This window comes from Algoriphagus oliviformis (assembly GCF_017254915.1).
Taxonomy (GTDB): domain Bacteria; phylum Bacteroidota; class Bacteroidia; order Cytophagales; family Cyclobacteriaceae; genus Algoriphagus; species Algoriphagus oliviformis.
On record NZ_JAFKCT010000005.1, the window covers coordinates 17,404 to 40,820 of the forward strand.

Sequence of the window (23,417 nt, forward strand, 5' to 3'; positions counted from 1 at the left end):
TCTGCGGTTAAAACTGAAGTGTAAGGTTCACGCCCATCGTGCGAGTGCTTGGCAATTGCCCCATCTCGATGCCGGGGAGCAGGGTGCCGCCGTTGAGAGCGGCAGTCTCCGGATCATACATCGGGAAGTCCGTCCACATGGCCAGATCCCTGCCGTAGAGGGCAATGGATGCCTGGCGGATGCTGGTTTTCTGGAGCAGCTTTGCCGGCACGGCATACTCTATCCTCGCCTCTCTCAGCTTGATGTAGGAGGCGTCAAAGGAGTTGGACTCCACGTTGGCCCGGCGGTAGTAGTCGGCGTAGTAGTCCGCCAGGTTCACCTGCTTGGTGTTGGGGGAGTAGGTGCCGTCACCGTTGTCGATCACGCCCTCGCCCACGATGTAGCCGTCTTCGCGGCCACGAAGGGTGTGGGTCAGCTTGCCCTGCTCGGACATCTTGTGGTGGGTCTGGGAATAGACCGTGCCGCCATATTGTCCGTCAAAGAGGACGCTGGCTCGAAGGCTCTTGTACACAAACTCGTTTCTAAATCCGGCTTTCCACTTCGCGTAGGCGTTGCCGATGTACTGGATTTCCGAAGGACGTGCGGGCAGTCCGTTGGCGCCATACACGATCTGTCCGTCTGGGGAGCGCACGAAGCCAAAGCCATAGATGTCGCCGGTAGTCCCGCCTACCTTGGCGATGATGGAGGCGTTGCCGCCGACGCCGATCACCTGGCTTCCATCCACCTCGTCAGGCAGGGAGAGGACTTCGTTGTTGTTTTTTGCCCAGGTGACAAAGGAGTTCCACTGGAAGTCGCTGGACTTGATCGGGCTGCCGTTCAGCACCAGTTCCACGCCGTGGTTTTTCACCTTGCCGGCATTCAGGATGGCACTGGAAAACCCGGTGGTGATGTCCACTGGCACCTCGAGGATCTGGTTTTTGGTCTCCGAGATGTAGTAGTTGACATCGATGCCCAGTCTCCTTTGGAAGAAAATCAACTCGATGCCGGTCTCAAAGCTGCTGGTGATCTCCGGCTTGAAGTCCACGTTGTAAAGCGTGGAGGGCACGGATGCCGAGCCGGGGAATTCGCTCTGTCCATAGTACTTGGAGGTGCGGTAGGGCTCGGTGTCGTTGCCGACCTGTGCTCCGGAGACTCTCAGCTTCGCAAAGGAAATCTGGGTAGGCAGGGAGAAGATGTCGCTCAGGACAAAGCTGGTGCTGACGGAAGGGTAGAAGAAGCTGTTGTTTTGCACAGGCAGGGTGCTGGACCAGTCGTTTCTGCCGGTGATGTCCACAAAGACCTTTTCGTCGAAGTCCAAGGTAGCCAGTCCGTAGAGGGAGTTGATCACCTTGTTGGCATTGTTGGTGGAGAGTACCGGGTTGTTGACCCCGTTGGCAAGCTTGTACACGCCCGGGATGACGAGGCCATCGACGTAGGCACTCATCATGCGGTATTTGCGGCTCATATGGTTACCGCCCACGCTGGCGCGGAGGGAGATTTTTTCGGCCAGGTTTCCTTTGTAGGTGAAAAGGAAATCGGTGTTTTGCTCGTAGTTGGAGATGTACTGCTCCTTGTAGTAGCCACGCTGGAAGTTGGCCGTGCTATAAGGCCGCTGCTGCGCCCGCTCCTCCTGGCTCATGGCCAGACCGCCGCGTACCATCAGCTCGAAGTGATCGTCAAAGGCATAGTTTGCCGAGAGGTTGCCAAAGACGGCATTGTTGTTTACCGAGTTGGTCATCTCATAGGCGATCAGGAAGGGATTGTCGATAAAGGAGCTGAAGGGGTGTACCTGATCCACGTTTTCCTTGCCGGACTTCCAGATAGGACGATACCAATCCAGATCCACGTTGGGGTTTTGGAAGATCATGAAGTAGGCGATGGACTGGTTGTTGTAGCCCGTGGCGGGCAGGTTGTCCGAGTTTTTGTTAGTGTAGTTGGCCTTGGCGTTCAGCGTCAGCTTTTTGCTCACCTGCTGGTTGGCGGAGATGGCCGCCACCAGTCGGTCAAAGCCCGTGTTGGGCATGATCCACTCGTTTTTGGTCTGGGTGATCGATGCTCTCAGGGAGCCGGTCTCGCTGCTTCCATCCAAGGCGACCGCGTTGATCATGTTGAATCCGGTCTTCCAAAATCCCGTCACATTGTCCTCGTAAGGTCTCCAAAGCTCACGCTCGGCGGACTGACCCTCCAGGGTAGGGTCGTACTGGAAGTAGGATTGCCCTTCAAACTTCGGCCCGAAGGCACTGCTGGTACCACCGGTATTTGCTCCGTCCTCGGAGGCTCCATAGCTGTAGAACAGTTCTCCCGCTGAGTTGAAGGCTCTTCCGGTACCCTGTCCGTATTTGTATTGGCGGTCAGGCCATCTGAGGACGTTTTGGAAGCTGACGTTGGAATTGAGCGTCACGCCGAGTCCCTTGGTTTTCTTTGCCCCGCTCTTGGTGGTGATGATGAGTGCACCGTTTGCCGCGCGGCTACCGTAGAGGGCCGTGGCGCTGGCACCTTTGAGAACGGTGATGTTTTCGATGTCGTCGGGGTTTAGGTCCGCGATCCCATTGCCAAAATCGACCGGCACGTCGTTGCCGGATCCCGCTCCGTAGGCGTTGCTCACGCCGGAGGAAGTGAGGCTGGAGTTCATCGGCACGCCGTCGACCACGATCAGGGCAAAGTTGCCGTTGGGATTGAGGGAATTGTCTCCACGCAGGCTGATTTGGGAAGAGTTCATTGGTCCCGATCCCGCAGAGAGCACGTTGAGACCGGCGACTTTGCCGCGGAGCGCATCCGACCAGTTGTTGGACCGGGCATCGAGCAGCTCCTCGGAGTCCACTTTTTGGGTGGCGTAGCCCAGGGCTTTTTCCTCACGCTTGATCCCCAAGGCGGTGACCACAACCTCGCCAAGGGACTCGCTTTCCAGCTGCAGGCGGACGTTGAGCTCGGTTTGGTTTTCGATCAGGATCTCCTGACGGTCAAATCCCACATAGGAAAACACCAAGGTCGCGCCTGCGTCCACGGTGATGGAAAATCTCCCGTCCAGGTCGGTGGTGGTGCCTTTGGTAGTTCCCTTGATGATGATGTTCACCCCGGGCAGTAGTTCCCCGCTGTCGGCATCCATCACGGTCCCGGTGACAGAGACGCGCTCCACCGAGATGGCCGCTGCCGAGGTCTTCGGCTTGGTGCTCACCGCGATGGTGTTGTTGATCTGCTTAAACTTCAGGGACGACTGGGCGGAGATCGCCTCCAGGATGCTCTGGAGATCAGCCCGCTTGGAGGCAAAGCTGACGCTTTTGCTCAGGTCGAGCCCGCTCTCGTAGGAAAAGCGAAAGTCGGACTGCGTCTCAATTTGCTTGAAAGAGGCTGAAAGGGACAGCTCTTCCGAGGAAAATGAAATGGAGGTTTCCTCCAGTTTCTGCGCGGAGACGCCGCTTGCAAACACCATGGTGTGTAGCCAGCAGCTCAGCAGGCAAGCCGTAAATAGTCTCATAGCCAAGGTTTTTAAGGCTGGGGGTAGCTTTTTTTTCATAAATTTGAATGGTTCATGTGTGGAAATGTGGAAAGCGTTTTGCCCTGGACAGAATGGATTCGTTGGCGCGGATCCATTCGCTTTTTAGGGGCAGGGGTTAAAGTGGAGTGTTACATTTTTTCCGTCGATTTGGTAGGTGAAAGGGATGGAATATTGGACTAGCTGGAGGAGGTTTTCCAGGTTTTCGTTTTGGTAGCTGCCCGAGATTTCGCAGGTGTTAGTTTCGCCGAGGTTGTGGCTGATCTGCACGCCGTACCAGTCTTCCAGCCGCTGGACCATTTCCGCCATTGGCGTATTTTGGAAGGCCAGCACATCCTCCGTCCAGGCAAAGACCGGATCTTTCGGGGCTATTTCGCGGACCGTACCCACCGCATTTCCATAGTCTAGGCGGAAATCAGGCTTCAGGAGAAAATCCGAGCTGAGCGAGTCGGAGACCTTGACCAGACCCGTCTTTACCGCGACCAGCTCAGGACCGTCGGGGTGGCTTTTGACCAAAAAGGAAGTGCCCAAAACCTCGGTGAGCAACTGGGCGGACTCTATCCGGAAGGGATGCAGGCTGTCCCGCTTTACCTCAAAAAATGCCTCGCCCTCCAGCTTCACCAGGCGGTTTTCGGAAAAATTCTCTGCGACTTGGATGCTGGTCCGGTGGAAAAGTTTGACCGAGGAGCCATCCGGTAGCTTGATCCGCTTGATCATGCCGGTTCCGTTTTGGAAGGTGACAAATGAGGTTTCCTGGACCTCGCTAGGCAGGGTTTCACCAAGTTGCTTTTGCGCCAGCCACCCCAAGCCGATGGCCAAGGTCACCGCCGCGGCGACTCTCCAGATGCCAAAACCTGTGGGATTGGACTTCCGTCGGTCTGCCTTTGGGAGTGTTCTGGCTTGGATCTTGGCCAGCAGCTCCTGCTCGATCTGCGCTTTGCTGCGTCCCCTGTGGTCGGCGATTTCCAGCTTTTCGCCTTCGTCTCCGCTGTACCAGCGGTTGAAGTCTTTGACTTCCGCGGAGCTGGCTTTGCCCCGGAGTATTCTGCCTACGAGCCCAGCGAGGGTCGGATGTAGTCTCATTTGATCAGGTTTTCACTTGGAAGTGGAAAAACCTGCCCCTTTTTACCGCCCAAAACGGTTAAGTATTTGTGAATCTTGCCGGGATATAAAATAACCTGCGGGTAACAGCCGCTCAGTTGGACTGCAGAAAAACAGCAAGCATGGGGGCCACATGCTTCAGCTCCCCACGCATGAGCTTGAGGGATTTGGAGAGCTGGTTGTGGACGGTTTGGGGAGAAATCTTCAGCTTTTCGGCCACCTCATCGACAGTGTAGCCTTCCAGTCGGTTTAGCCTGAAAATCAGCGCGGCCCGCGGCGGAAGGGCATCCACCGCAACCTCGATCTGGCTGTACAGCTCCTCAAAGGCAAAGATGTCCTCCTCGTAATAGGCCTGCTGGTCATCCGTGTCCAGCCTGCGGCTCTTGGTCTGCTCGTCGATGTGGCGCATCACTTGGTATTTGACAGCTGTGAGGAGGTAGGCTTTGATGCCGCTTCTGATCTGCACACTGTCTCGGCGGTTCCAGAGATCCACAAAGATCTCCTGGATCAGGTCTTCGACGATAGCCTGGTCCCTGATTTTCCGAAAGGCGCTTTGGTACATGAGTTCCCAATAGTCCTTGAAGACCTCCTCGAAAAAAACCGGGTTGGATAGGGATAGCATAGACTTAAGCGAGTCGCATCAAAAATAGCTCGGTGCCGAAAAAGTCGAGAATCTGGCAGGTTAAGGTTTTATTAACAGATGCCGCTGGACCTAGGCGGGCTTGGACAAAAAAAGAAGGGCTTTAGGCTTTATGGATGGCCTTCAAGTCCTTCTTGGAGATTTTTTCGCAGCTCATGGGCGGCTTTGTTGCCTCAGCCCAACTGGGGCATGGCGTGTAGGCTCAGCCTTGCATCCTCGATCACCTTGCCGTTGGGTGCCACCTCTTTCAGGCTGCCCAGTAGTTGCTTGATTTTGCCGGAGCGGGATCTGAAGTAGATTTTTCTCCACTCGCCCGTGGTCAATTGAAGATTGAGCGCATAGACCTTGCCGCTCCACAGGAGATGGATGCGCTTGATGCTCCAGGTTTTCAGATCGTTTTCGAGATGGATTTTGGTCTTTTTGAGCGGGTGCCAGATCGTCAAGATCCGCCCTCTCAGGCTGATGCTGTTGCTGGTTTTCGTGTTGGAGAGAAAAATGGCGACAAACAGAAAAACGACCACAATGGAAAAGATACTCATCACTAGGTAGACCATATTGATTGAAGCTTGGTGAATCGATAAAGGCTTTTCAAGAAAAATGCCACCATACTCCTAAGGCGCATTTGGGCCTGATGAGAGGGGAGCGTACTTTTTGCCCAACTCCGGCCTGGCGCGCGACTTTGCCGGAAATCTGGCTTGAAAAGGCGGGAAAGTGCCGAAGCGAGTTGGTTTTGCTAAGGAATCGCCGCTTAAGAGGCGTTTAGAGTGGGAATTTTTTGATTTCCCTAGAACCCTTTTTTTTTCTGCTTCACCGGTTCCAAAGTTTTTCCCTGAGGATCAACTAGGGGAGAAGTGGGGATTTTTGGTGATCGACTGTGGTCTTAAAGCCCGCAATTTGGGATAAAACCAAGCAGAATCGGGAGCCCAAAGTCGGGAGGGGAGTTCCCTGGCTTAGTTTGAAGAAAGGTTTCCGCTTTTCAGTCAGGGATAAAATAGACAAGGTCCACGACAGAACGAATGTACTCCCTGAGGTCTCCAAAATCTCCCGGTTTGGTGAAAAAGAGCGTAGCTCCGAGGCTAAGGGAGTCTTCCCGGTCTTTGGGATCCGAAGAGGTCGTGAATACAAAGACGGGGATGTGCTGGAAGAGCCGGTTGTTTTTCAGCTCCAGCAAAAGCGCCTTTCCGTTCATCCGGGGCATATTCAGGTCCAGGAAAATAATGTCCGGAAGGGGCAGGGTGGTAAGGTGTAAAACCTCCAAGGCATGGACTCCGTCCGTAGCCTCTTGTACGAGAATTGCGGGATAGATCTCCGAGACCGCTTCGCGAAAGAAGTCCCGGTCATCTTCATCGTCATCCACGAGCAAGAAGCTCTTGTTGTCAGCCATTCAATATAAAAATTAAGAAATAAGGTTGAGTGTCTAGACGGAAACCAGCGGGTTGACAAAATGTTTTCGGAAACTGAAAAAAAACCAACATGATTATCCGCAATCTTGCAGTAAGCGAAATTACTTCTTCAATCTGGTCGGAAGACCGATGGCGGAAGACCGAAGTAGGGCAACGGGGGATGGCCGTTAAATGGGGCAAGGTACGAAGCCTTCCCTCCGTCACTGCGAGGAACGAAGCAGTCTTTATTTTTTCCTCTGTTGAGATTGCTTCGCTCCTGCGTCGCTCGCAATGACGGCGCAGGCAATCGGAATGACGTCTTTCAAGCCTTGGATCTACGAATTTATAAAGGCCACTCGTCCTTTAGCTGTTTGCTGAGGGAGAAGTTTTGGGCATCGCCCTCTTGGACCAGGCAGGCCTGGAGCTCCTTGGTGATGGTCTTTTCATCCAAGTCTTGGCCGATGATCACGAGTTCATTCATACGGTCTCCGTATTTCGGGTTCCATTTTTCCATGATAAGGCGTTTGTTTTCCACAAAGCTGGGATTGTTCCTCCGCTCTCTTTCGGAGTAGGCAGCCCACCAGGTGCCAAAGGGCTCCGCCTTGAGCGAACCTCCGGCCTGGCTCCATAGCAGGGCGTGATGTGGTCTGGAGGCCAGCCAAAACAGTCCTTTGCTCCGTACCACGTTGGCAGGCCAAGAGTTGCTGATGTAGTTCCAGAACCTGCCCGGATGGAATGGACGGCGATTTCTGAATACGAAACTGCTGATGCCATATTCTTCCGTTTCGGGGACGTGCTCTTTGTTCAGTTCTTTGAGCCACCCGGCCGACTGCTCGGCCTTGTCGTAGTCGAAGAGGCCTGTGTTCATGATATCCTTGATCGGCACCTGGCCAAAGGAAGTGCGGATGATTTTGGCCTCCGGATTGAGCTTGATGAGCAAGCCCTCGAGCAGTTTCAGGTTTTCCTCGGAGACCAGGTCGGTCTTGTTGAGGACGATGACGTTGGCAAACTCCACCTGGTCTGTCAGCAGATTTACGATGGATCTGGCATCCTCCGGATCTTCGCCCATATCCCGGTCGAGGATCGTGTCGGAGGAGCCAAAGTCCCCAAAAAAGTTAAAGGCATCCACCACCGTCACCATGGTATCCAGCCTGCTGATGTGGCAGAGGTCCAGCAGCCTGTCACCTGTCTCAAAGGAAAAAGTCTGTGCGACGGGAATGGGCTCCGAGATGCCGGTGCTTTCGATCAGCAGGTAGTCAAATTTCCGTTGTTTGGCCAGCTTTTGGACTTCCTGGATCAGATCCTCCCGCAGCGTGCAGCAGATGCATCCATTCGACATCTCGATGAGTTTTTCCTCCGTTCGGGAGAGTTTGATTTCATTCTGGACGAGCTTGGAGTCCACATTGACCTCGCTCATGTCGTTGACGATCACGGCGACTTTGTAGCCTTCGCGGTTTTGGAGGATGTGGTTGAGCAGGGTGGTTTTACCGGCGCCCAGAAAACCGCTCAGTACGGTGACGGGGATTTTGTATTCCATGGTTTATCGATGTTTGGGTTCGGGTAGCAGGCAGCCCGATTTGGATTTTCTGATATAGAGCCAGTTGGCAAAATGTCCCAAGGCGACGAGCATCGCGCCTATGGGAGTGATGAAATGGTCGTTAGTGCGGTGGCTCTTTACGAGGCGCTTTAGTTGCACCGGTCCGGCAGTTTCGATCGGCGCCAATCCGTGGCCATGTCCCCACACCAGGCCAGCAAGGATGACACTGAAGCCGATGACGACCAGAAGAATTGGAAGAGACTTTCGGTGATGTCTGCTGAATCCATGTGAAATGGCAAAGGCCGCCAGGAAAAGACTCAGCACGATCACCAGGTATTCTATCCACGGATTGGCAAGAAAACCCAGCCCAAGGATCGGCAGTGCGCTTAGCAGGAATGGCAAAGCCATGCAGTGGATGGCGCAAGCCAGGGAAGCGCTGATACCTATCCAATCCAAGTGTGTCCCTATAGAGGTGGTTTTCATAAAACAGGGTCTTTTGCAATAGTGTTGCAAATATAGAATTGCAACAATTTATATGCAACAATATTGCAAATAATGGATAGCGTTTTTAGGTTTGTGGCGTACGAACCGTCAGAAGATGCTCACTACCCGTTCCCTTTCCTTTGAATACAACCAAGCCAACCGCTTTGAATTTCCGGGCCTGTCGGTTGCTGTTGGGTCTGATCTGCTGGTCCTGGGCGAGTCAGGTATAGGCAAGACCACCCTGTTGCATTTGATCGCCGGACTGCAAAAGCCCAAGACCGGAAAAATCCTGATCGGTGGTACGGATGTGGCACGCCTGAGCGGAAAGCAGCTCGATGCCTTCCGTGGCGCCAATGTGGGCATTGTATTTCAGCGCCCACACTTCATCCAATCCCTTACCCTGGAGGAAAATCTGGCGCTGATGCGCTTCCTCGGCGGAAAGGAAGCTGATCCCCATTGGATCAAAGTCGTGCTGGATGGGCTGGGCCTGATCGGCAAGCAAAAGTCCAGTCCCCGACAGCTCTCCCAAGGCGAGCAGCAGCGGGCATCCATCGCCTTGGCTGTCATCAACCAGCCCAAACTCATCCTGGCCGACGAGCCTACCGCCGCTCTGGATGACAAAAACTGTCATCGGGTGGTGGAACTGCTGAGAGGCCAGACCAAAAAAATGCAGTCCAGCCTAGTCATCATCACCCACGACCAGCGACTCAAGGCCGACTTTTCCCGATCGGTGACCCTTACCAAAAACGATTCACTTCGCGCCTCAACCCATTAGTATGACTATTTTCCGCCTAGGCATCAAAAACGTGATAGCCAAGCCGCTTTCCACAGGTTTAAGCTTGCTCCTACTTTCCCTCGGTGTGGGCTTGATTTCCCTGATGCTGCACATAGACCGCCATCTCCGCGAGCAGATGAGCTCCAATATCCGCGGGATAGACATGGTGGTGGGAGCAAAGGGCAGCCCGCTGCAGCTGATCCTCTCCGCCGTGTTTCAAGTCGATGTGCCTACCGGCAATATCAAGCTTGCTGAAGCGGAAAATCTGCTCAGAAACCGCCTCATAGACTATGGAATACCCCTTTCCTATGGGGATTCCTACCAGGGTTTTCGGATCGTAGGCACCGACGAGCGGTATCCGGAAAACTACTCCATGAGGCTGGCCGAAGGAAGTCTTTGGTCCCAATCCATGGAGGTGGCTATCGGTGCGGCGGTAGCCGAAAGAACCGGCCTAAAACTGGGGGACAAGTTTCAGGGGTCCCATGGACTCAGTGAGGGAGGACACGTGCATGAAAGCGAAGACTATGTCGTCACGGGGATATTTGAGGCCTCAGGGTCGGTGGTCGATCAGCTGATTCTCTCCAATCTGGAAAGCGTCTGGGATATCCATGCTCCCCACGCCCATGAGGAAGAAGAGCATGGACATAAAGAAGGGGAGGGGCATGAACATGAAGAAGGAGGATCCCATGAGCATGAAGGACATGAACACGCCGAAGCGGAAGAACACTCGCATGAAGCACAGGAACATGCGGTCGGGGAAGAGTCCGATCATGGGGGAGATGACCGTGAGATCACCGCCCTTTTGATAAAATTCAAAAATCCCCTCGGCCTCGTGCAGCTTCCCCGCATGGTCAATGAAAATACCAACATGCAGGCCGCTCTGCCAAACTATGAGCTAAACAAGCTTTTTTCGCTGATGGGGATTGCCACCACTACACTGAACCTGGTCGCGCTGATCGTCATCTTAGTGTCGGGTATCAGTGTCTTCATCAGTCTATACCTGAGTCTGAGGGAGCGCACTTATGAGATGGCATTGCTCCGGACTTTTGGGGCTAGTCGCGGGCAGCTGCTGGGCATGGTGTTCCAAGAGGGACTACTGATTGCCTTTTCGGGCTTTTTACTCGGCTTGGTCTTCAGCAGGCTGGGACTTTGGGTGGTGTCACTGCTGCTCAAGGCCGAGTATCACTATGATTTTTCGCAGACCGGATTGGTGGCGGGGGAAGGGTATCTGCTGCTGGTGACGGTGTTGATTGGCTTCCTTTCGGCGCTGCTCCCAGCAATCTCAGTGTATAAAATCGATATTTCAAAAAGTCTTTCCGATGCTTAAAACCAGCTTGTTAGCTTTCTTGCTCACGCTTTCCATCCCTGCTTTTTCCCAAACCAGAATCACCTGGGACACGCTGACCGACGTCACTTTTACCGACAAATACAGCGAGGAGGTGAAGGCTTATTTTTACTTTCCTGAGTTTGGCCCTACTGTCCGGGCGCTGGATGGCAAGGAGGTCATCATCAAAGGCTACCTCCTGGAGATCGATCCGGACAATGACGTCTATATTCTCTCCGCCAATCCCTTTGCAGAGTGTTTTTTCTGCGGGGGTGCCGGTCCCGAGTCCATCATCGAGCTGAAGCTGCCCAAAGACCATCCCAGGTTCAAGATGGACCAGGTGCTCACCTTCAGGGGGAGGCTCAAGCTCAATGCCTTCGATGTCTACCAGTGCAACTACATCCTGGAAAATGCGACGGTGTATAAGTGAGCTGGTATTTTGGGGAGGAAAGACGATTCAGAACCGTCATTGCAATGAGGCCCGACGATGTTTTGCCGTCATTGCGAGCCTAGGAACGAGGCGAAGCAATCTCAATTAAATCGAAAGAAATAAGACTGCTTCGTACCTCGCAGTGACGGTACTACCACTTCGTGCCTCGTCAGTGACGGTAACGACTATTCCAAAACGTCTCGACACTAGCGTGTTCTGCCAACCGGAACTCTTTTCTACAAAAAAGCCAGACTAAAACTCATCAGTCTGGCTTTTCTGGTTATCCGGCTTGAGGTTAGCTCGCTGTTACGTCAATATGGGTTTCGTGCTCCACGGTGTTTCCATCTTCATCCTCTATGGTGAAGATGACGTGGTATTCACCCGCCGCGGCGTTGGCAGGTACGTCGATATGCTCGTGAAATTCCGCCTCGGTCAGCCCGTGGTAGCCCTCTTCGAAAACCTCTTCAAAGTCCCATGCTACCTCTCCAGCTCCGGGAGTCAGTCCGTGGGCGTGGACGTCTACTGTGATTTGGTGGATTCCGTTGACTGTATTGATCATGAACTCTACGTGGAAGTCCGAGCCGCGAACCACTGCCTCATCCATCTCAAAATCGCCGATGGTGACAGGAGCCTTTACGTCCAAGTGTCCTTCCACTTCCGTCGTCTTGCCGGCTTCGTCGGTCACTTCCATCACGATATGGTACTCCCCGGCGGGCGCATTGGCCGGAATATCGATGTGCTCGTGGAAGGTCGGGTTCTTTACCAGGTACTTGTCGTCGGTGTAGGTTTGGGAGAAATCCCATTCCTCCTCGCCTTCGCCCACTGGGAGGTCGTGGCCGTGGATGGTGACGGTGATGGAAGCGACGGTCGCCTCGGCCAGGATTTCGGCCTCCAGGTGGAGGTCGCTTCCCCGATAGGCAGAGCCTTCGGTGGAGTGCGTCCCTCCCTCGCCAAACTCAAAGCCGGAGATCACCGGTGCATCGAAGGTAACGTCCTCGTCGTCCTTGCAGGAAAAAAGCGCCAGTGCCATGAGGGAAATAAGAAGTGCGTGTCGTAGGTGTTTCATCTTTACTTTTTGTGGGTTATGGATTTGATTTAGTTTTTCGGGGTGGATGGACCTGGCCGGTGACGGATGCTCCGGTCATCGTGTGGATTTGGCGGAGCTGCAGTTGGGGCAAATTCCCGAAGCCAAAAAACTGATCGAGGTGGCCATGAAGCCCGCTGGGATCTTGGTTTTCAGGTTTTCGGTTTTGAAGCTGTAGACTGTATTACACTGCTGGCACTGAAAATGGCTTTGTTCCAAAAAAGTATCCTCGGGACTTTCACTGATCGAATACCTGAAGTCTCCGTTCAGGTCCGCAAAACGCTGGATGATATTTTCGTTTTCCAGCCGAAGCAAAATCCTGTAGATCGTGATCCTACTGCAGGTATTTCCCATGCGTTTTTTGATCTGCGCATAGGTGGTCGGATGCGGGGAGTCCCGGATCAGTTCAAAAATTTTTGTTCTAGCGAGCGTAATTCCCATGGATATACAATTGCAACATGATTGCAATTAGTGTGGTTTCGAGTAAGAATGCAAATATGTTGCATAAAAATACACGACTGGTAAAGCCCTAGCGTCGCGCCGCTGAAATGGCTCTAAGACCAGATTTCATCATTTTGAAGAATATATACTTGCAACATTGTTTCATGAGGATAGGCTATCTATGTTTGCAATTCAGTTGCAAAAAAAAAGTTTTGAATGCTACCACTTCTACTGGTTTTTGTGGGCTCGCTATATCTCTCTGGGGCTGAAGCGTCATCGGTACCGTTTCAGGCAGGTTTGTTTTTTCTTGATGAAAAAGAGTCACACGGTCACGCTGCAATCCGGCGGGACACCCTAGCGATGGATACACTTGGCAGGGTTCAGGATTTGGAGCTTTTCACGGTGGAGGGCCGAGCCGAGCAGCTCCGGCGGGAGGAGTCTAGTGCGATCGAGCTGATCAGGCAGGACTTCATCAGGGAAAACCGGGGCGGAAGCCTGATGAAATCCCTGGAGCGGGTGCCGGGTGTCAACCTGATCGGGATCGGTTCGGGGGCGTCCAAGCCGCTGATCCGTGGATTGGGGTTCAACCAGGTGATGGTGGTCGAAAACGGCATCAAGCACGAGGGGCAGCAGTGGGGCGCCGACCATGGACTGGAAGTGGACCAGTATGCCGCCGACCAGATTGTCATCGTCAAGGGCCCTGCGTCTTTCAAGTATGGCTCCGATGCCATTGCCGGCGTGATCGACATCCGGGAAAAACTCGCGCCCGCCGAGGAAGGGCTGGGGGGCGGTGTGGAAATCGGTGCCCGGTCCAACAACGCCTGGTTTGGCGGTTCGGCCAATGTCTTTGCCAGAAAAGGAAAATGGTTTGGGGAAGCGAGGCTGACCGCCGCGGACTATGGGGATTTCAGGGTGCCTGCCGACTCGGTTTTTGTCTATGACTTTGGGGTGGCGCTCTCGGACAATCAGGTAAGGAATACGGCTGGACGGGAACTGGACTTCTCCGGAAGGGTAGGCTTTCTTGGGGAAAACTTCAGGAATATCCTGTTGTTTAGCCAAGTCTATACCCGATCTGGCTTTTTTGCCAACGCGCATGGCTTGGAACCCCGTCAGGTAGATGCCAAGCTTCATGACTGCTCCAGTCGCGATGTTTTGCTGCCCTATCAGGAGGTGCGGCACACCAAGCTGATCAATCGCGCCAGCTATGCCGTCGGGAGGAATTTTGTCCAGCTGGATCTGGGCTATCAGCGAAATGACAGGCAGGAGTGGAGCCAGTACGTGAACCATGGCTATATGCCTGCCATCTATCCATCGGAGCTTCCCTATCCGTCCACTCTGGAGCGGGCCTTTGACAAGGAGGTTTTTTCGCTCAATATCAAGGACGAACTGTTTTTGGAAAGACATGACCTTTCCTTCGGGGCGAGTGGGGAGTACCAACGCAATACGATCGGGGGCTGGGGATTTTTGATTCCTGCATTTCAGCAATACAGCTTTGGCGTCTATGGGATGGACAAGTTTCGCATCCACCCCCTCTGGCAATTGACCGCTGCGCTTCGCTATGACCATAGCCAAATAGAAGTGGAGGCTTATCAGGATTGGTTTCCCAGCGTGGAGGATGCCTCCCAGGCCACGTCGGAGGATTACCTTTTCCGGGCGGAGGAGTTTAGACGGGATTTCAATAGCCTGGTGTGGTCAGTCGGAGCCAATTATTCCCCCGGGAACCTGAGCCTGAAAGCCAACTTGGGTACGAGCTTTCGTATGCCGATAGCGAAGGAGCTCGCCGCCAATGGGGTAAACTATCACTATTTCCGCTACGAAAAGGGCGATCCGACTTTGGAACCCGAGCGCTCCCTGCAGCTGGACTTTGGTGCCGACCTGAAAAAGGAAAACTGGCTGGTCAGCTTCAGTCCCTTTGTCAATTTTTTCTCGAATTACATCTATCTCAATCCGACCTCGGAGCTGGACATCCTGTATGGAGCCGGCAACCAGGTGTTTAACTATACCCAGGCCGAAGTCCTGCGCTATGGAGCCGAGCTGAGCGTGGTGCGACAGCTGAGCAAGCAGCTCAGCTTGGAGCTGCTGGGGGAATACGTGTACAGCGAGCAGATGTCCGGGGGCAAAAAGGGCTTTACCCTGCCTTTTTCCCCGTCGCCCTCAGGAATTCTGAATGCGACCTACAAGCCCAAAGGCGTAGGGATTTTCGAAAATCCCTATTTCGCGGTGGATTTTAGGGTCACGGCCAAGCAGAGCAACATCGTCCCCCCGGAGAAGGTGACCCCTGGCTATCAGTTGGTCCACCTGAGGGCCGGCTCGGCGATTTCAGTCTTTCGCCAGACGATACAGGCCGACCTGCAGGTGCAAAACCTTTTGAACACCCGCTACCTCAACCATACCAGTTTTTACCGGCTGATCAATCTGCCTGAAGCAGGCAGGAATGTCGCCCTTTCCCTCAGCTATCAATTTTAACCCTTTAGCATGAAAAAGTACCTCATAGCTTCCCTGGCCGCACTTCTGTTTTCCTCCTGCGGGAAGGATGAAAAGCCCATAGACATGGAATATCCCGAGATCGTCGTGACCGCGGATTCCTTTCCCCTGCAATGCAGCGTGCTCCAGCGGGGAACTACCCTACAGTTTAAGGCGCTCTTCCGTGACAATGCCGAGCTGGGGGGCTTCAGCCTGGACATCCACCACAACTTTGACCACCATACCCACAGTACTGAGGTGAACAGCTGTGTCGAAGATCCGGTGAAGTCCCCGGTCAAGCCCATGCTCCTGATCCAGACCTTTCCTATACCCGATGGGCTGACGGAGTATGAGGGGACTGCTGAAATCGAAATCCCAGCCGACATCGATCCGGGCGACTATCACTTTATGATCCGCCTGACGGATGACGAGGGCTGGCAGACTTTGCAGGGCCTGAGCATCAAGATCCAGTAGTCGAAGCCTCGTGGCGGGCCGGGAGACAGCGTATCCGATGAGCCGCAGCTGAGCCTGGAAAAAGAAAAATGCGACACATTCGATTGATGTGTCGCATTCTTAATTGGGACAAGTGGAGGCTTTCGCTAGCCTAGGTCTTTTGGCGCAAGCTTATTCGTGGCCCTCGTCGGTCTCTACGCCAAGAATCGTCATTCGATACGGGGTCGCTGAGACCTTGATCTTGTTGGTCTTGGAGAAGTCGGCGATGCTGACTTGCAGCAGTTCACCGGATTTGGGCTGGGTGATGTAGAGGAACTTGGAAGTGGCCTCGATCTGTGGCTTCTGGGTTTCGTCTTTCGCTACGCTCTGCAAGATCGATCCGCTTTTGGTCATTTTGTTGGTGGCCAGGTCATAGATTCTCACCTCACCGCTATGGAAAAGCGCCACCAGGTTGTTGCCCGCGTAGTCGATTTTCACTTGGATGAGGTCTGCGCTTTCTACGATCGGAGTCATGGCCTTGGTAGTCGCGTCGATGAGGTAGGCTCCCATCGCGCCGGTGTAGCCCACGAATTTGTTTTCGACGCTCGTTTCATAGATGGAGCCAAGCCAAGCCGTACCGAAGTTTGCGGGGTGTGGGATCAGGGTTTGCTTGCCGGTAGGCTCCACCATCAAGACTCCATCCACTGATCCAAAAAGGGCCACTTTTCCGTTGCCGGCGTTGCCGTGGATTCCTTTGGTTTGGATGGTGGAGGCAAAAAGCGTGGTGCCGGAGGCATCGATGATCTTGACCCGTTCAGGCAGGGTGCCTGCGACGGATCCGTCTTTTTCGGTGATGGCATAGGAGCCGATGTCAAATTTGGCCATTGCCCCATGGTGGGCTGTGTTTCGGGTGTTGATGGTCTTCATCTTGGCGCCAGCGGTATGCATGTCCGACTCCTTGGCGGTGCTCAGCGTACCATCGCCATCGTTGAACGTCATGACTTCTTCTCCCTTGCTTTTGAAGTGGGTAGGAAGGCTGCCGTCTCCGATCAGCGCCCCGAATTTGGCCACACCGGCCACATCGGCATGGTCACCGTGGACCTCAAATCCGCTGTCAAAGTACTGGACGAGATTGTTGGCTCTGTGGAGCACAGCGCCGTATCGGCCAGCTTGCGTACCGTACACGGTTGACTTGGGATAGAGTGCCTGGAAGGACTCCGTACTGAGATTCACCGGGTCCACCAGCGACAGGTCGGTGGTCAGCTCGTCATTGACCAGAATCCGAATGAATTTGTATTCGCTTTCGGATGGGAGAGGCAAAATTTCCTCTTCGTCGCTACAGGAGGCCAGCGCCAGCACTGCAACAGGGAAAACCAGTTTCCTGAATAAAGTTTTTTTCATGAGCTTTTTGTTTATGCAATAATGTTGCAATTATAGAGGGCTCATTTTGATATTTCAACCTGCGGTGAAAGAATTTGATAAAAAAAGGATGAAAGGTAGCGGAGTGGAAATCTTGGGAGCTGTGGGGGAGGGGAGAAGGAAAAAAAGCAATAAACAAATTCATCTGGATCGACAAGTCAGGTTTTTTCGTATCATTGCGCCTTGTTAATGCAATAGTGTTGCAATAATTTAAAGGAAACAATCTTTTGCCATAGTTCAGATGATCACTGTACACAAAAAGCCGTCTATTGCTCTTTTCGGATTCTGGATGCTTTTCGCTGCTCTGCTTTTCGCAGGTCAGGCTACAATGGGCCAGAGCCGACTTTTGGGACAGCTTCAAGACGAAAAAGGAGCTCCCGTCATCAACATGAATGTCCGCCTGGTCTCAGACGCCGAAAACAAGATCGCACTTTCGGATATCGATGGGAATTTTGAGTTCCAAGGGCTCCAGGGTAGCCAGTACCGGATTTTGATCAGTTCGATGAGCTATAGCAGTTATGAGCGCGAAATCGACCTAGCCCAGCTTCGACAGCCTCTGGTGATTGTGCTGTCTCCCTCGGGCCTGAACCTCCAGGAAGTAGAGGTCATCGGCCGGGTGCGTCAGGACTATACCAGTGAATACAGTTTTTCGGCTACGAAGATCGCCATCGCCAACCGAGACCTTCCCCAGGCAGTCGGCTCGGTGACCAAAGAGCTGATCCGGGACAGGCAGGCGTTTCGGCTGGCCGATGCGGTGAAAAACGTCAGCGGGGTGACGCCGTCCAGTTTTTACAACCAATATGCAATCCGCGGTATCAGCCAGAACGAGGAAGGGCAGATCATCAACGGGCTTCGTACCCGGCAGTTTTATTTTCTTCAGCCATTGACCTCCCATATCGAGCGGGTGGAAGTCATCAAAGGCCCTGCATCTGTCACTTTTGCAAGCACAGATCCAGGGGGGAGTATCAACATGGTCACCAAAAAGCCGCTGGCCGAAGATCGAAAAGAGGTCAGCCTCAGTGCGGGAAGTTTCAATACCATCCGAGGCACACTGGACTTCACGGGGCCATTGAATTCGTCCAAAACCCTCCTGTACCGGCTCAATGCAGCCTACCAGCAGGCGGGTTCTTTCCGGGACTATGTCAACAACAATTCGGTGCTGATCACTCCTTCCATCACATATTTGCCTTCGGACAAAACCTCCATCAACACCGAGCTGATCTTCAACTCCATGCATGGGAATCTGGATCGGGGGCAGCCGATTTTCGGTGCCGTGGCCGGAGAGACCGATCTGAACAGTACCCCCATCAGCCTCAACCTAGGCGCTTCGACGGACTATTTTATCTCGGATGAACTCATCTGGACGGCAAACTTAAGCCATAAATTGGCACGTGGTCTAAACTTCAACGCAGTGTACATGAAGCAGACCTGGAAGGAGGATCTACAGGAGCATCGCACCACCAACGCCTTTGCCAAGAATATGGAGGGAGAGCAGGTCAGCAGCTTGGTGCTGATGCAATTTGTAGAGCGGAAGCAAAACTGGGACATCGACAACCTGAACGCGTATCTTAACTACGACTTTGAGCTGGGGAAAACCAAAAACAAACTGTTGCTGGGCTATGACCTCCATTCCTGGCAAAAGCTCAAAGGGGGAGGGCAGAATGCCGCAAGGGGATTCTTGCTGAAGGATGGCTCTGTGGCGGGATCCTTCAATCCTGCCAACGCGGACAGCTACCAAACCATAACAGTTGACGGGGAAGTTTTACCCAAGCCAAATGTCAGCTACTTCAATTTGGAAAACCCCAATTCCGCCTTGCCAGTGATCACGGATTACGTTTTCAACTCTCGGGTGGCTATTCCCGCTGCTTTGACTACATCCTCTGCGATCTATATCCAAGAACATTTCCAATTGGGCAAGCTGTCTGCTCTGGTAAGCCTTCGAAATGAGTGGTTTGAGGACATCACCAACTACGGATCAGAAAAGGAACTGACTTTTACCAACACCGTTCTTCTCCCGCGGGTTGGCCTGACCTACTCAGTCAGTCCCGCGGTCAACGTCTATGCAACCTATCTGGAAGGCATGCAGCCTCAGTCCAATACGGTGACGCTGATGCCGAGCACCGGGGCGTTCTTTTGGACTTCCGAGTCCGCTTCGAGATTCAAGCCTTTGGAAAGTGACCTGAAGGAGCTTGGAGTGAAGGCTGAGCTTTTTAAGGGACTGATCCAGGTGAATTCCGCGGTCTATGAGATCAACCAGGAAAACATCCTCATGAATGCCAGCCTGCCGGCTTTTCCGGACTCTTTGGTACAGCGAGGCGCGGACCGCAGCAGGGGATTCGAAGTGGACATGACAGGATTTGCTCTGCCCAACTGGCAGGTGTCGATGTCCTACAGCTACATCGACGCGGTGATCGTGTCGGACGCCAACCCAGAGCTGGAAGGCACCAGGAAGGAAAATTCACCGAAGCACAGCGGCAATTTTTGGACCCGATACAACTTTGAGGAAAAGACCAAACTGTCCGGCCTTGGCTTTGGACTTGGCCTGCAGGCGCAAAGCAGCCGTATTCCATGGTTTACCCGAGACTTCGAAGTTCCAGCCTTTGCCATCCTGGATGCCGCCGTCTACTATGCCCCCATAGGCAGCAGCGTGCAGTTGGCCCTCAATGTCAACAACGTGACGGACAAGACTTACTGGCTTGGCGCCCAAAACTACACCCGGCTTTTTCCTGGAGCTCCGAGAAACTTCATCCTAACAGCCACCTATAAATTCTGATTCCCGAAGATCAAATGAAAACCAGAAGCCCCATTCTCTTGCTGGCAGCCCAGGTGTGGAAAAACATCCTTTTCCGGCCCGGTTCCAAAGCCCTGATTTTGGTCATGAATGTCCTCCTGATCGGTTTCATGATCGTGGGTTTTTTGGACCTCAACGAGCACCAGCGCCAAGTCCACGGTTTTGGTGAGGACGTACGCGAAAACTGGGAGAATAGCCCCGACAAGCATCCCCACCGCATGGCCCACTACGGCTATCTCGTGTTCCGGGAAAAATTTCCCTTGTCCTACTTTGACTTTGGGATGGACAGCTACCTGGGAAATGTCATTTTCCTGGAGGCCCACAAGCAAAACACTGCGAATTTCTCCGAAGCCAATCTTTCCAACGGCCTGCTGAGGTTTGGGGAGATTTCGGCAGGAATGATCTTGCAGATCTTGGTGCCGCTGTTGATCTTTTTTTGGGGATACGACCTGATCACCAAAGATCGGGAAAATGGCACTTTGAAGATCCTGTTTGCCCAGGGGGTACAGGGATTGGAATTGATCTGGGGACGGGTTGCGGGTCTGTTTCTCGCCTCCCTATCCCTGGTGGGTTTGCCTTTGGTGCTGGGATTGGGGCTCTTGTTTTTTCAGCCTGAAAACGAGCTCCTTGGCCAATCCCTCATCCAGTATCTGGTGCTGGCTTTGGCCTATCTGGGCTATTTTCTGATTCTTGCCCTAGTCTCGGTTTTGGTCTCTGCCAAAAGCCAGAGCTCAAAGTCTTCGCTGACTACCCTGATTGGGTTTTGGCTGTTGTTTACCCTGGTGATCCCCAAGGTTTCCCAAGTTTTGGGGCAGTCCTTTTTTCCAAACCCTTCCAAAATCGAATTTGACTCCGCGGTCGAGGAGGAAATCATCCGACAGGGCGACAGCCATAATCCCAATGATCCCCACTATGCCGCTCTGAAAGACTCCCTGCTTCGTGCCTATCAGGTCGATTCGGTGCAAAAACTCCCCTTTAACTACAGCGGATTTGTGATGCGCGAGGGAGAAAGGCTCAGTACAGAAACCTACCTCAGCCATCAGAAAAAACTGCAGGAAACATTCCTAGACCAGCAGCAGGTCATACGAATGGCTGCTTGGCTGGATCCATTTTTGGCCATCAAGCTTGCGTCCATGGGCTTGTCCGGTACTGACGATGCGATGTACCAATCCTTCAAAGACCAGTCGGAATCCTTCCGCTACGAGCTCGCCCAAACCATGAACAACCTGCAGATCGACCTCATCAGCAACCGGGTGAAGTCCTCCTCTGACCCTTCGGCTAGACTGACCCAGGATCACTGGAAGAGTATGCCTGATTTCCACCAGCAATTCCTTCCGCTTGGAGAGGTCCTGTCCAACGAAATCGGCTCTTTGCTCATCTTGGCTCTTTGGCTGGTAGCCGGGGTCGCGCTGTCGGTGTTTTATTCCCATAGAATCAAAGTTGTTTGAAAATGATCAAGTACCTCTTCACGGATTTTTACAGGTCAAAGGCCCACTCCATCGGATTGCTTTTACTTCTCGTCGCGGGGCTGGTCAGCCTCGAGATTGGCTCCCGCTTTTTGGAAAGGGCGGAGCGGGTCTCTGAGAAGACGGCGGCCCACCAGGCGGAAAGCATCCAGCGCAACGTTTCCCACTCCACCGGGGAACTGGGACTCTTGATGTACTACCAGCGGTTTGGGCTGGAAAATGAGGTTCCCCGATTGGCGGGGCTTTCCATAGGGCAGCGGGATATCTATCCTTCGGTCCAAAGTGTCAATGTGCGTAACCTGGAGGAGCAGCGCTATTCTACGGACCTGATGAACCCACTTTTCCAGCTTTTGGGAAACATGGATTTCAGCTTTGTGCTGATCTACTTTTTCCCGCTGGTGATCGTCGCCTTTGGGTTTAACCTGGTTTCTGAGGAAAGGGAAGGAGGAACTTGGTCTCTGGTGCTCAGCCAAACCGACTCGCCCATGGATTTTCTCAGGTGTAAGCTGGCAATCAGACTGCTCGGTGTGCTGGCGGTTTTGGTGTTGCTGCTGGCGGTTGCGGTCTTTTATCTGGACATCCCACTGGACAGTTTCTTTTGGGCCTTTGGTGTGATCGCTGTTGCCTATGTATTGTTTTGGTTTGCGTTGGTCTGGCTGGTGGTGAGCTTTCAGCTCAGCTCCAATCTCAACGCCCAGATCCTTTTGGCTTGTTGGGTGTTTTTGAACCTGATCATTCCGGCGGGTATCAACGTGGTCCAGCGTTGGGCATTTCCGATCCCCGAAGCCATGACCGCCGTGATCGAAAACCGGGAAGGCTACCATGCACAATGGGATCGGGAAAAGGAGCCTACTTTGGAGCATTTTTACAGCAAATACCCCCAGTACGGGGAGTTTCAGCATCCCAAGGATCAGGACTTTAGCTGGCTGTGGTACTTTGCCATGCAGCAGCTGGGAGATGACGAGGCCCGAAAATCTGTCAAGGAGATGAGGGGCAAACTGGAGCAAAGAATGGAAATGGCCAGTAAGGTCAGCTGGCTGGTGCCGACCGTCCATACCCAGCTGTCGCTCAACTCGGCCAGCTTCTCAGATATGGGAAATTACCTTCAGTATATGGGGGCCTTGGAAGATTTTCATGAGGCCAAAAAAGGGTACTTTTTCCCGTTGATCTTTGAAGAAAAGTCGGTCTTTGAAATGGATTGGGACGGCTTTGCCCTCGAAAGTTTTCGGGATCAGCACCCGGTTCAATGGATCGGTATTTTGGCACCTTTTATCCTTTCGGTCCTGGTTCTTTTGCTCTGGGCCAACAGAAATTACACTAAATCAGGAATCTACTCCAACGGAAAATAAGTCATGATCGAAGCAAAACAACTGTCCAAGAGCTACGGCGATCACAAGGCTCTCAAAAATCTGGATATCCATATCCAGGCGGGAGAAATCTTTGCCCTTTTGGGACAAAACGGGGCTGGAAAAACCACCACCATCAACTGTTTTTTGGGTTTTGTCAAACCCAGCGCCGGAGAGGTGCTGATCAATGGGATTCCGGTCAACCCAGACCCAAAGGAGTCCAAGAAATTTTTGGCTTACATCCCTGAGACCGTCATGCTCTACGGGAACCTGAGTGGCATCGAAAACCTGGCATTCTTTTCTTCCTTGGCCGGCCAATCCTACTCCACACAGGAACTCAGGGCCTTTCTGAGCAAGTCAGGGCTTCAGGAAAGTGCCCATGACAAGCGAGTGGGTGGATATTCTAAAGGAATGCGGCAAAAAGTCGGGATTGCGATTGCCTTGGCCAAGAAGGCAAAAGCCTTGTTTTTGGACGAGCCGACCAGCGGATTGGATCCCAAAGCATCGAATGAATTTTCGGAGATCTTGAAGGAATTGGCCGCGCAGGGCACCGCTATCCTGATGGCTACCCACGATATTTTTCGGGCCAAGGAAGTGGCCAATCGGATCGGTATCATGAAAGAAGGCCAAATGGTCAGCCTCATGTCCGCTTCGGATATCTCTGCCAATGAGCTGGAGCAGCTTTACCTGAAGACGATTTGATCGGAGCATAGGTAGGATGCCAAAACCTGCCTTGTCTTTTTGACAAGGAAAAAAGACATTGCTGTGTCCTATGGTTGGACGCAGGTCAAGAAAAAGCCCTGCCAAGTTAGGTTTGGCAGGGCTGTACTA

Annotated in this window: 19 protein-coding genes; 9 read left to right on the top strand and 10 right to left on the bottom strand. The window is 53.1% G+C overall.

Going from position 1 to position 23,417, the window contains the following annotated elements; all coding sequences use genetic code 11:
• Positions 1–7: 7 nt before the first annotated feature.
• The 7 genes from J0A68_RS12740 to J0A68_RS12770 form a co-directional block, all read right to left on the bottom strand.
• Positions 8–3,454 (bottom strand): SusC/RagA family TonB-linked outer membrane protein, encoded by a 3,447-nt coding sequence (locus J0A68_RS12740; RefSeq protein ID WP_236025584.1) that lies wholly within the window; start codon positions 3,452–3,454, stop codon positions 8–10.
• Between the two features lie 123 nt (positions 3,455–3,577).
• Complete coding sequence (locus J0A68_RS12745) at positions 3,578–4,555, bottom strand: FecR family protein (RefSeq protein WP_206578601.1); 978 nt, start codon at positions 4,553–4,555, stop codon at positions 3,578–3,580.
• Between the two features lie 112 nt (positions 4,556–4,667).
• Entirely contained in the window at positions 4,668–5,195 is a 528-nt protein-coding gene (locus J0A68_RS12750; RefSeq protein WP_206578602.1) for a sigma-70 family RNA polymerase sigma factor, read from the bottom strand.
• Between the two features lie 191 nt (positions 5,196–5,386).
• Positions 5,387–5,767: a hypothetical protein gene (locus J0A68_RS12755; protein WP_206578603.1), complete on the bottom strand. Its 381-nt coding sequence runs from the start codon at positions 5,765–5,767 to the stop codon at positions 5,387–5,389.
• Positions 5,768–6,189: 422 nt separating this feature from the next.
• Positions 6,190–6,597, bottom strand: coding sequence for a response regulator (locus J0A68_RS12760; protein ID WP_206578604.1), 408 nt, complete (start codon positions 6,595–6,597; stop codon positions 6,190–6,192).
• A gap of 341 nt (positions 6,598–6,938) precedes the next feature.
• Positions 6,939–8,132, bottom strand: coding sequence for a GTP-binding protein (locus J0A68_RS12765; protein WP_206578605.1), 1,194 nt, complete (start codon positions 8,130–8,132; stop codon positions 6,939–6,941).
• 3 nt (positions 8,133–8,135) lie between these two features.
• Entirely contained in the window at positions 8,136–8,615 is a 480-nt protein-coding gene (locus J0A68_RS12770; RefSeq protein WP_206578606.1) for a MerC domain-containing protein, read from the bottom strand.
• Positions 8,616–8,730: 115 nt separating this feature from the next.
• On the opposite strand from J0A68_RS12770, the gene J0A68_RS12775 reads away from it, so the two are divergent.
• From J0A68_RS12775 to J0A68_RS12785, 3 genes are read left to right on the top strand one after another with little or no spacing between them, the layout of a single operon-like run.
• A complete protein-coding gene (locus J0A68_RS12775) occupies positions 8,731–9,390 on the top strand; it encodes an ABC transporter ATP-binding protein (RefSeq protein WP_206578607.1) in 660 nt (219 codons plus the stop codon).
• Between the two features lies 1 nt (position 9,391).
• A complete protein-coding gene (locus tag J0A68_RS12780) occupies positions 9,392–10,717 on the top strand; it encodes an ABC transporter permease (RefSeq protein ID WP_206578608.1) in 1,326 nt (441 codons plus the stop codon).
• Between the two features lie 7 nt (positions 10,718–10,724).
• Positions 10,725–11,144, top strand: a complete 420-nt coding sequence (locus J0A68_RS12785) for a DUF3299 domain-containing protein (RefSeq protein ID WP_236025585.1) — start codon at positions 10,725–10,727, stop codon at positions 11,142–11,144.
• Positions 11,145–11,439: 295 nt separating this feature from the next.
• Here J0A68_RS12785 and J0A68_RS12790 read toward each other — a convergent pair whose 3' ends face one another.
• Positions 11,440–12,210 (bottom strand): DUF4625 domain-containing protein, encoded by a 771-nt coding sequence (locus J0A68_RS12790; RefSeq protein ID WP_206578610.1) that lies wholly within the window; start codon positions 12,208–12,210, stop codon positions 11,440–11,442.
• A gap of 75 nt (positions 12,211–12,285) precedes the next feature.
• Positions 12,286–12,669: a Fur family transcriptional regulator gene (locus tag J0A68_RS12795; protein WP_206578611.1), complete on the bottom strand. Its 384-nt coding sequence runs from the start codon at positions 12,667–12,669 to the stop codon at positions 12,286–12,288.
• Between the two features lie 216 nt (positions 12,670–12,885).
• Here J0A68_RS12795 and J0A68_RS12800 point away from each other — a divergent pair, with 216 nt between their 5' ends.
• A complete protein-coding gene (locus tag J0A68_RS12800; protein ID WP_236025586.1) occupies positions 12,886–15,135 on the top strand; it encodes a TonB-dependent receptor in 2,250 nt (749 codons plus the stop codon).
• A gap of 9 nt (positions 15,136–15,144) precedes the next feature.
• Complete coding sequence (locus tag J0A68_RS12805) at positions 15,145–15,606, top strand: DUF4625 domain-containing protein (RefSeq protein ID WP_206578612.1); 462 nt, start codon at positions 15,145–15,147, stop codon at positions 15,604–15,606.
• A 150-nt stretch (positions 15,607–15,756) separates the two neighbouring features.
• On the opposite strand, the gene J0A68_RS12810 is transcribed toward J0A68_RS12805, so the two are convergent.
• Positions 15,757–16,965 carry a hypothetical protein gene (locus J0A68_RS12810; RefSeq protein WP_206578613.1) on the bottom strand — a complete coding sequence of 403 codons (1,209 nt, stop codon included), beginning with the start codon at positions 16,963–16,965 and terminating at the stop codon, positions 15,757–15,759.
• A 307-nt stretch (positions 16,966–17,272) separates the two neighbouring features.
• Here J0A68_RS12810 and J0A68_RS12815 point away from each other — a divergent pair, with 307 nt between their 5' ends.
• The 4 genes from J0A68_RS12815 to J0A68_RS12830 are packed head-to-tail and all read left to right on the top strand — an operon-like array spanning position 17,273 to position 23,288.
• Positions 17,273–19,756, top strand: coding sequence for a TonB-dependent siderophore receptor (locus J0A68_RS12815; protein WP_206578614.1), 2,484 nt, complete (start codon positions 17,273–17,275; stop codon positions 19,754–19,756).
• A 14-nt stretch (positions 19,757–19,770) separates the two neighbouring features.
• On the top strand, positions 19,771–21,222 hold the full coding sequence (locus J0A68_RS12820; RefSeq protein WP_206578615.1) for an ABC transporter permease: 1,452 nt from the start codon (positions 19,771–19,773) through the stop codon (positions 21,220–21,222).
• A 2-nt stretch (positions 21,223–21,224) separates the two neighbouring features.
• Positions 21,225–22,589: a DUF3526 domain-containing protein gene (locus J0A68_RS12825; RefSeq protein WP_206578616.1), complete on the top strand. Its 1,365-nt coding sequence runs from the start codon at positions 21,225–21,227 to the stop codon at positions 22,587–22,589.
• 3 nt (positions 22,590–22,592) lie between these two features.
• On the top strand, positions 22,593–23,288 hold the full coding sequence (locus J0A68_RS12830; protein WP_206578617.1) for an ABC transporter ATP-binding protein: 696 nt from the start codon (positions 22,593–22,595) through the stop codon (positions 23,286–23,288).
• The last annotated feature ends 129 nt before the right edge of the window (positions 23,289–23,417 follow it).

What these genes read in the sequence shown, in the direction of transcription:
- J0A68_RS12740 (WP_236025584.1), bottom strand. Translation starts at nt 3,454, where the DNA reads ATGAGACTATTTACGGCTTGCCTGCTGAGCTGCTGGCTACACACCATG.
- J0A68_RS12745 (WP_206578601.1), bottom strand. Translation starts at nt 4,555, where the DNA reads ATGAGACTACATCCGACCCTCGCTGGGCTCGTAGGCAGAATACTCCGG.
- J0A68_RS12750 (WP_206578602.1), bottom strand. Translation starts at nt 5,195, where the DNA reads ATGCTATCCCTATCCAACCCGGTTTTTTTCGAGGAGGTCTTCAAGGAC.
- J0A68_RS12755 (WP_206578603.1), bottom strand. Translation starts at nt 5,767, where the DNA reads ATGGTCTACCTAGTGATGAGTATCTTTTCCATTGTGGTCGTTTTTCTG.
- J0A68_RS12760 (WP_206578604.1), bottom strand. Translation starts at nt 6,597, where the DNA reads ATGGCTGACAACAAGAGCTTCTTGCTCGTGGATGACGATGAAGATGAC.
- J0A68_RS12765 (WP_206578605.1), bottom strand. Translation starts at nt 8,132, where the DNA reads ATGGAATACAAAATCCCCGTCACCGTACTGAGCGGTTTTCTGGGCGCC.
- J0A68_RS12770 (WP_206578606.1), bottom strand. Translation starts at nt 8,615, where the DNA reads ATGAAAACCACCTCTATAGGGACACACTTGGATTGGATAGGTATCAGC.
- J0A68_RS12775 (WP_206578607.1), top strand. Translation starts at nt 8,731, where the DNA reads ATGCTCACTACCCGTTCCCTTTCCTTTGAATACAACCAAGCCAACCGC.
- J0A68_RS12780 (WP_206578608.1), top strand. Translation starts at nt 9,392, where the DNA reads ATGACTATTTTCCGCCTAGGCATCAAAAACGTGATAGCCAAGCCGCTT.
- J0A68_RS12790 (WP_206578610.1), bottom strand. Translation starts at nt 12,210, where the DNA reads ATGAAACACCTACGACACGCACTTCTTATTTCCCTCATGGCACTGGCG.
- J0A68_RS12795 (WP_206578611.1), bottom strand. Translation starts at nt 12,669, where the DNA reads ATGGGAATTACGCTCGCTAGAACAAAAATTTTTGAACTGATCCGGGAC.
- J0A68_RS12800 (WP_236025586.1), top strand. Translation starts at nt 12,886, where the DNA reads ATGCTACCACTTCTACTGGTTTTTGTGGGCTCGCTATATCTCTCTGGG.
- J0A68_RS12805 (WP_206578612.1), top strand. Translation starts at nt 15,145, where the DNA reads ATGAAAAAGTACCTCATAGCTTCCCTGGCCGCACTTCTGTTTTCCTCC.
- J0A68_RS12810 (WP_206578613.1), bottom strand. Translation starts at nt 16,965, where the DNA reads ATGAAAAAAACTTTATTCAGGAAACTGGTTTTCCCTGTTGCAGTGCTG.
- J0A68_RS12815 (WP_206578614.1), top strand. Translation starts at nt 17,273, where the DNA reads ATGCTTTTCGCTGCTCTGCTTTTCGCAGGTCAGGCTACAATGGGCCAG.
- J0A68_RS12820 (WP_206578615.1), top strand. Translation starts at nt 19,771, where the DNA reads ATGAAAACCAGAAGCCCCATTCTCTTGCTGGCAGCCCAGGTGTGGAAA.
- J0A68_RS12825 (WP_206578616.1), top strand. Translation starts at nt 21,225, where the DNA reads ATGATCAAGTACCTCTTCACGGATTTTTACAGGTCAAAGGCCCACTCC.
- J0A68_RS12830 (WP_206578617.1), top strand. Translation starts at nt 22,593, where the DNA reads ATGATCGAAGCAAAACAACTGTCCAAGAGCTACGGCGATCACAAGGCT.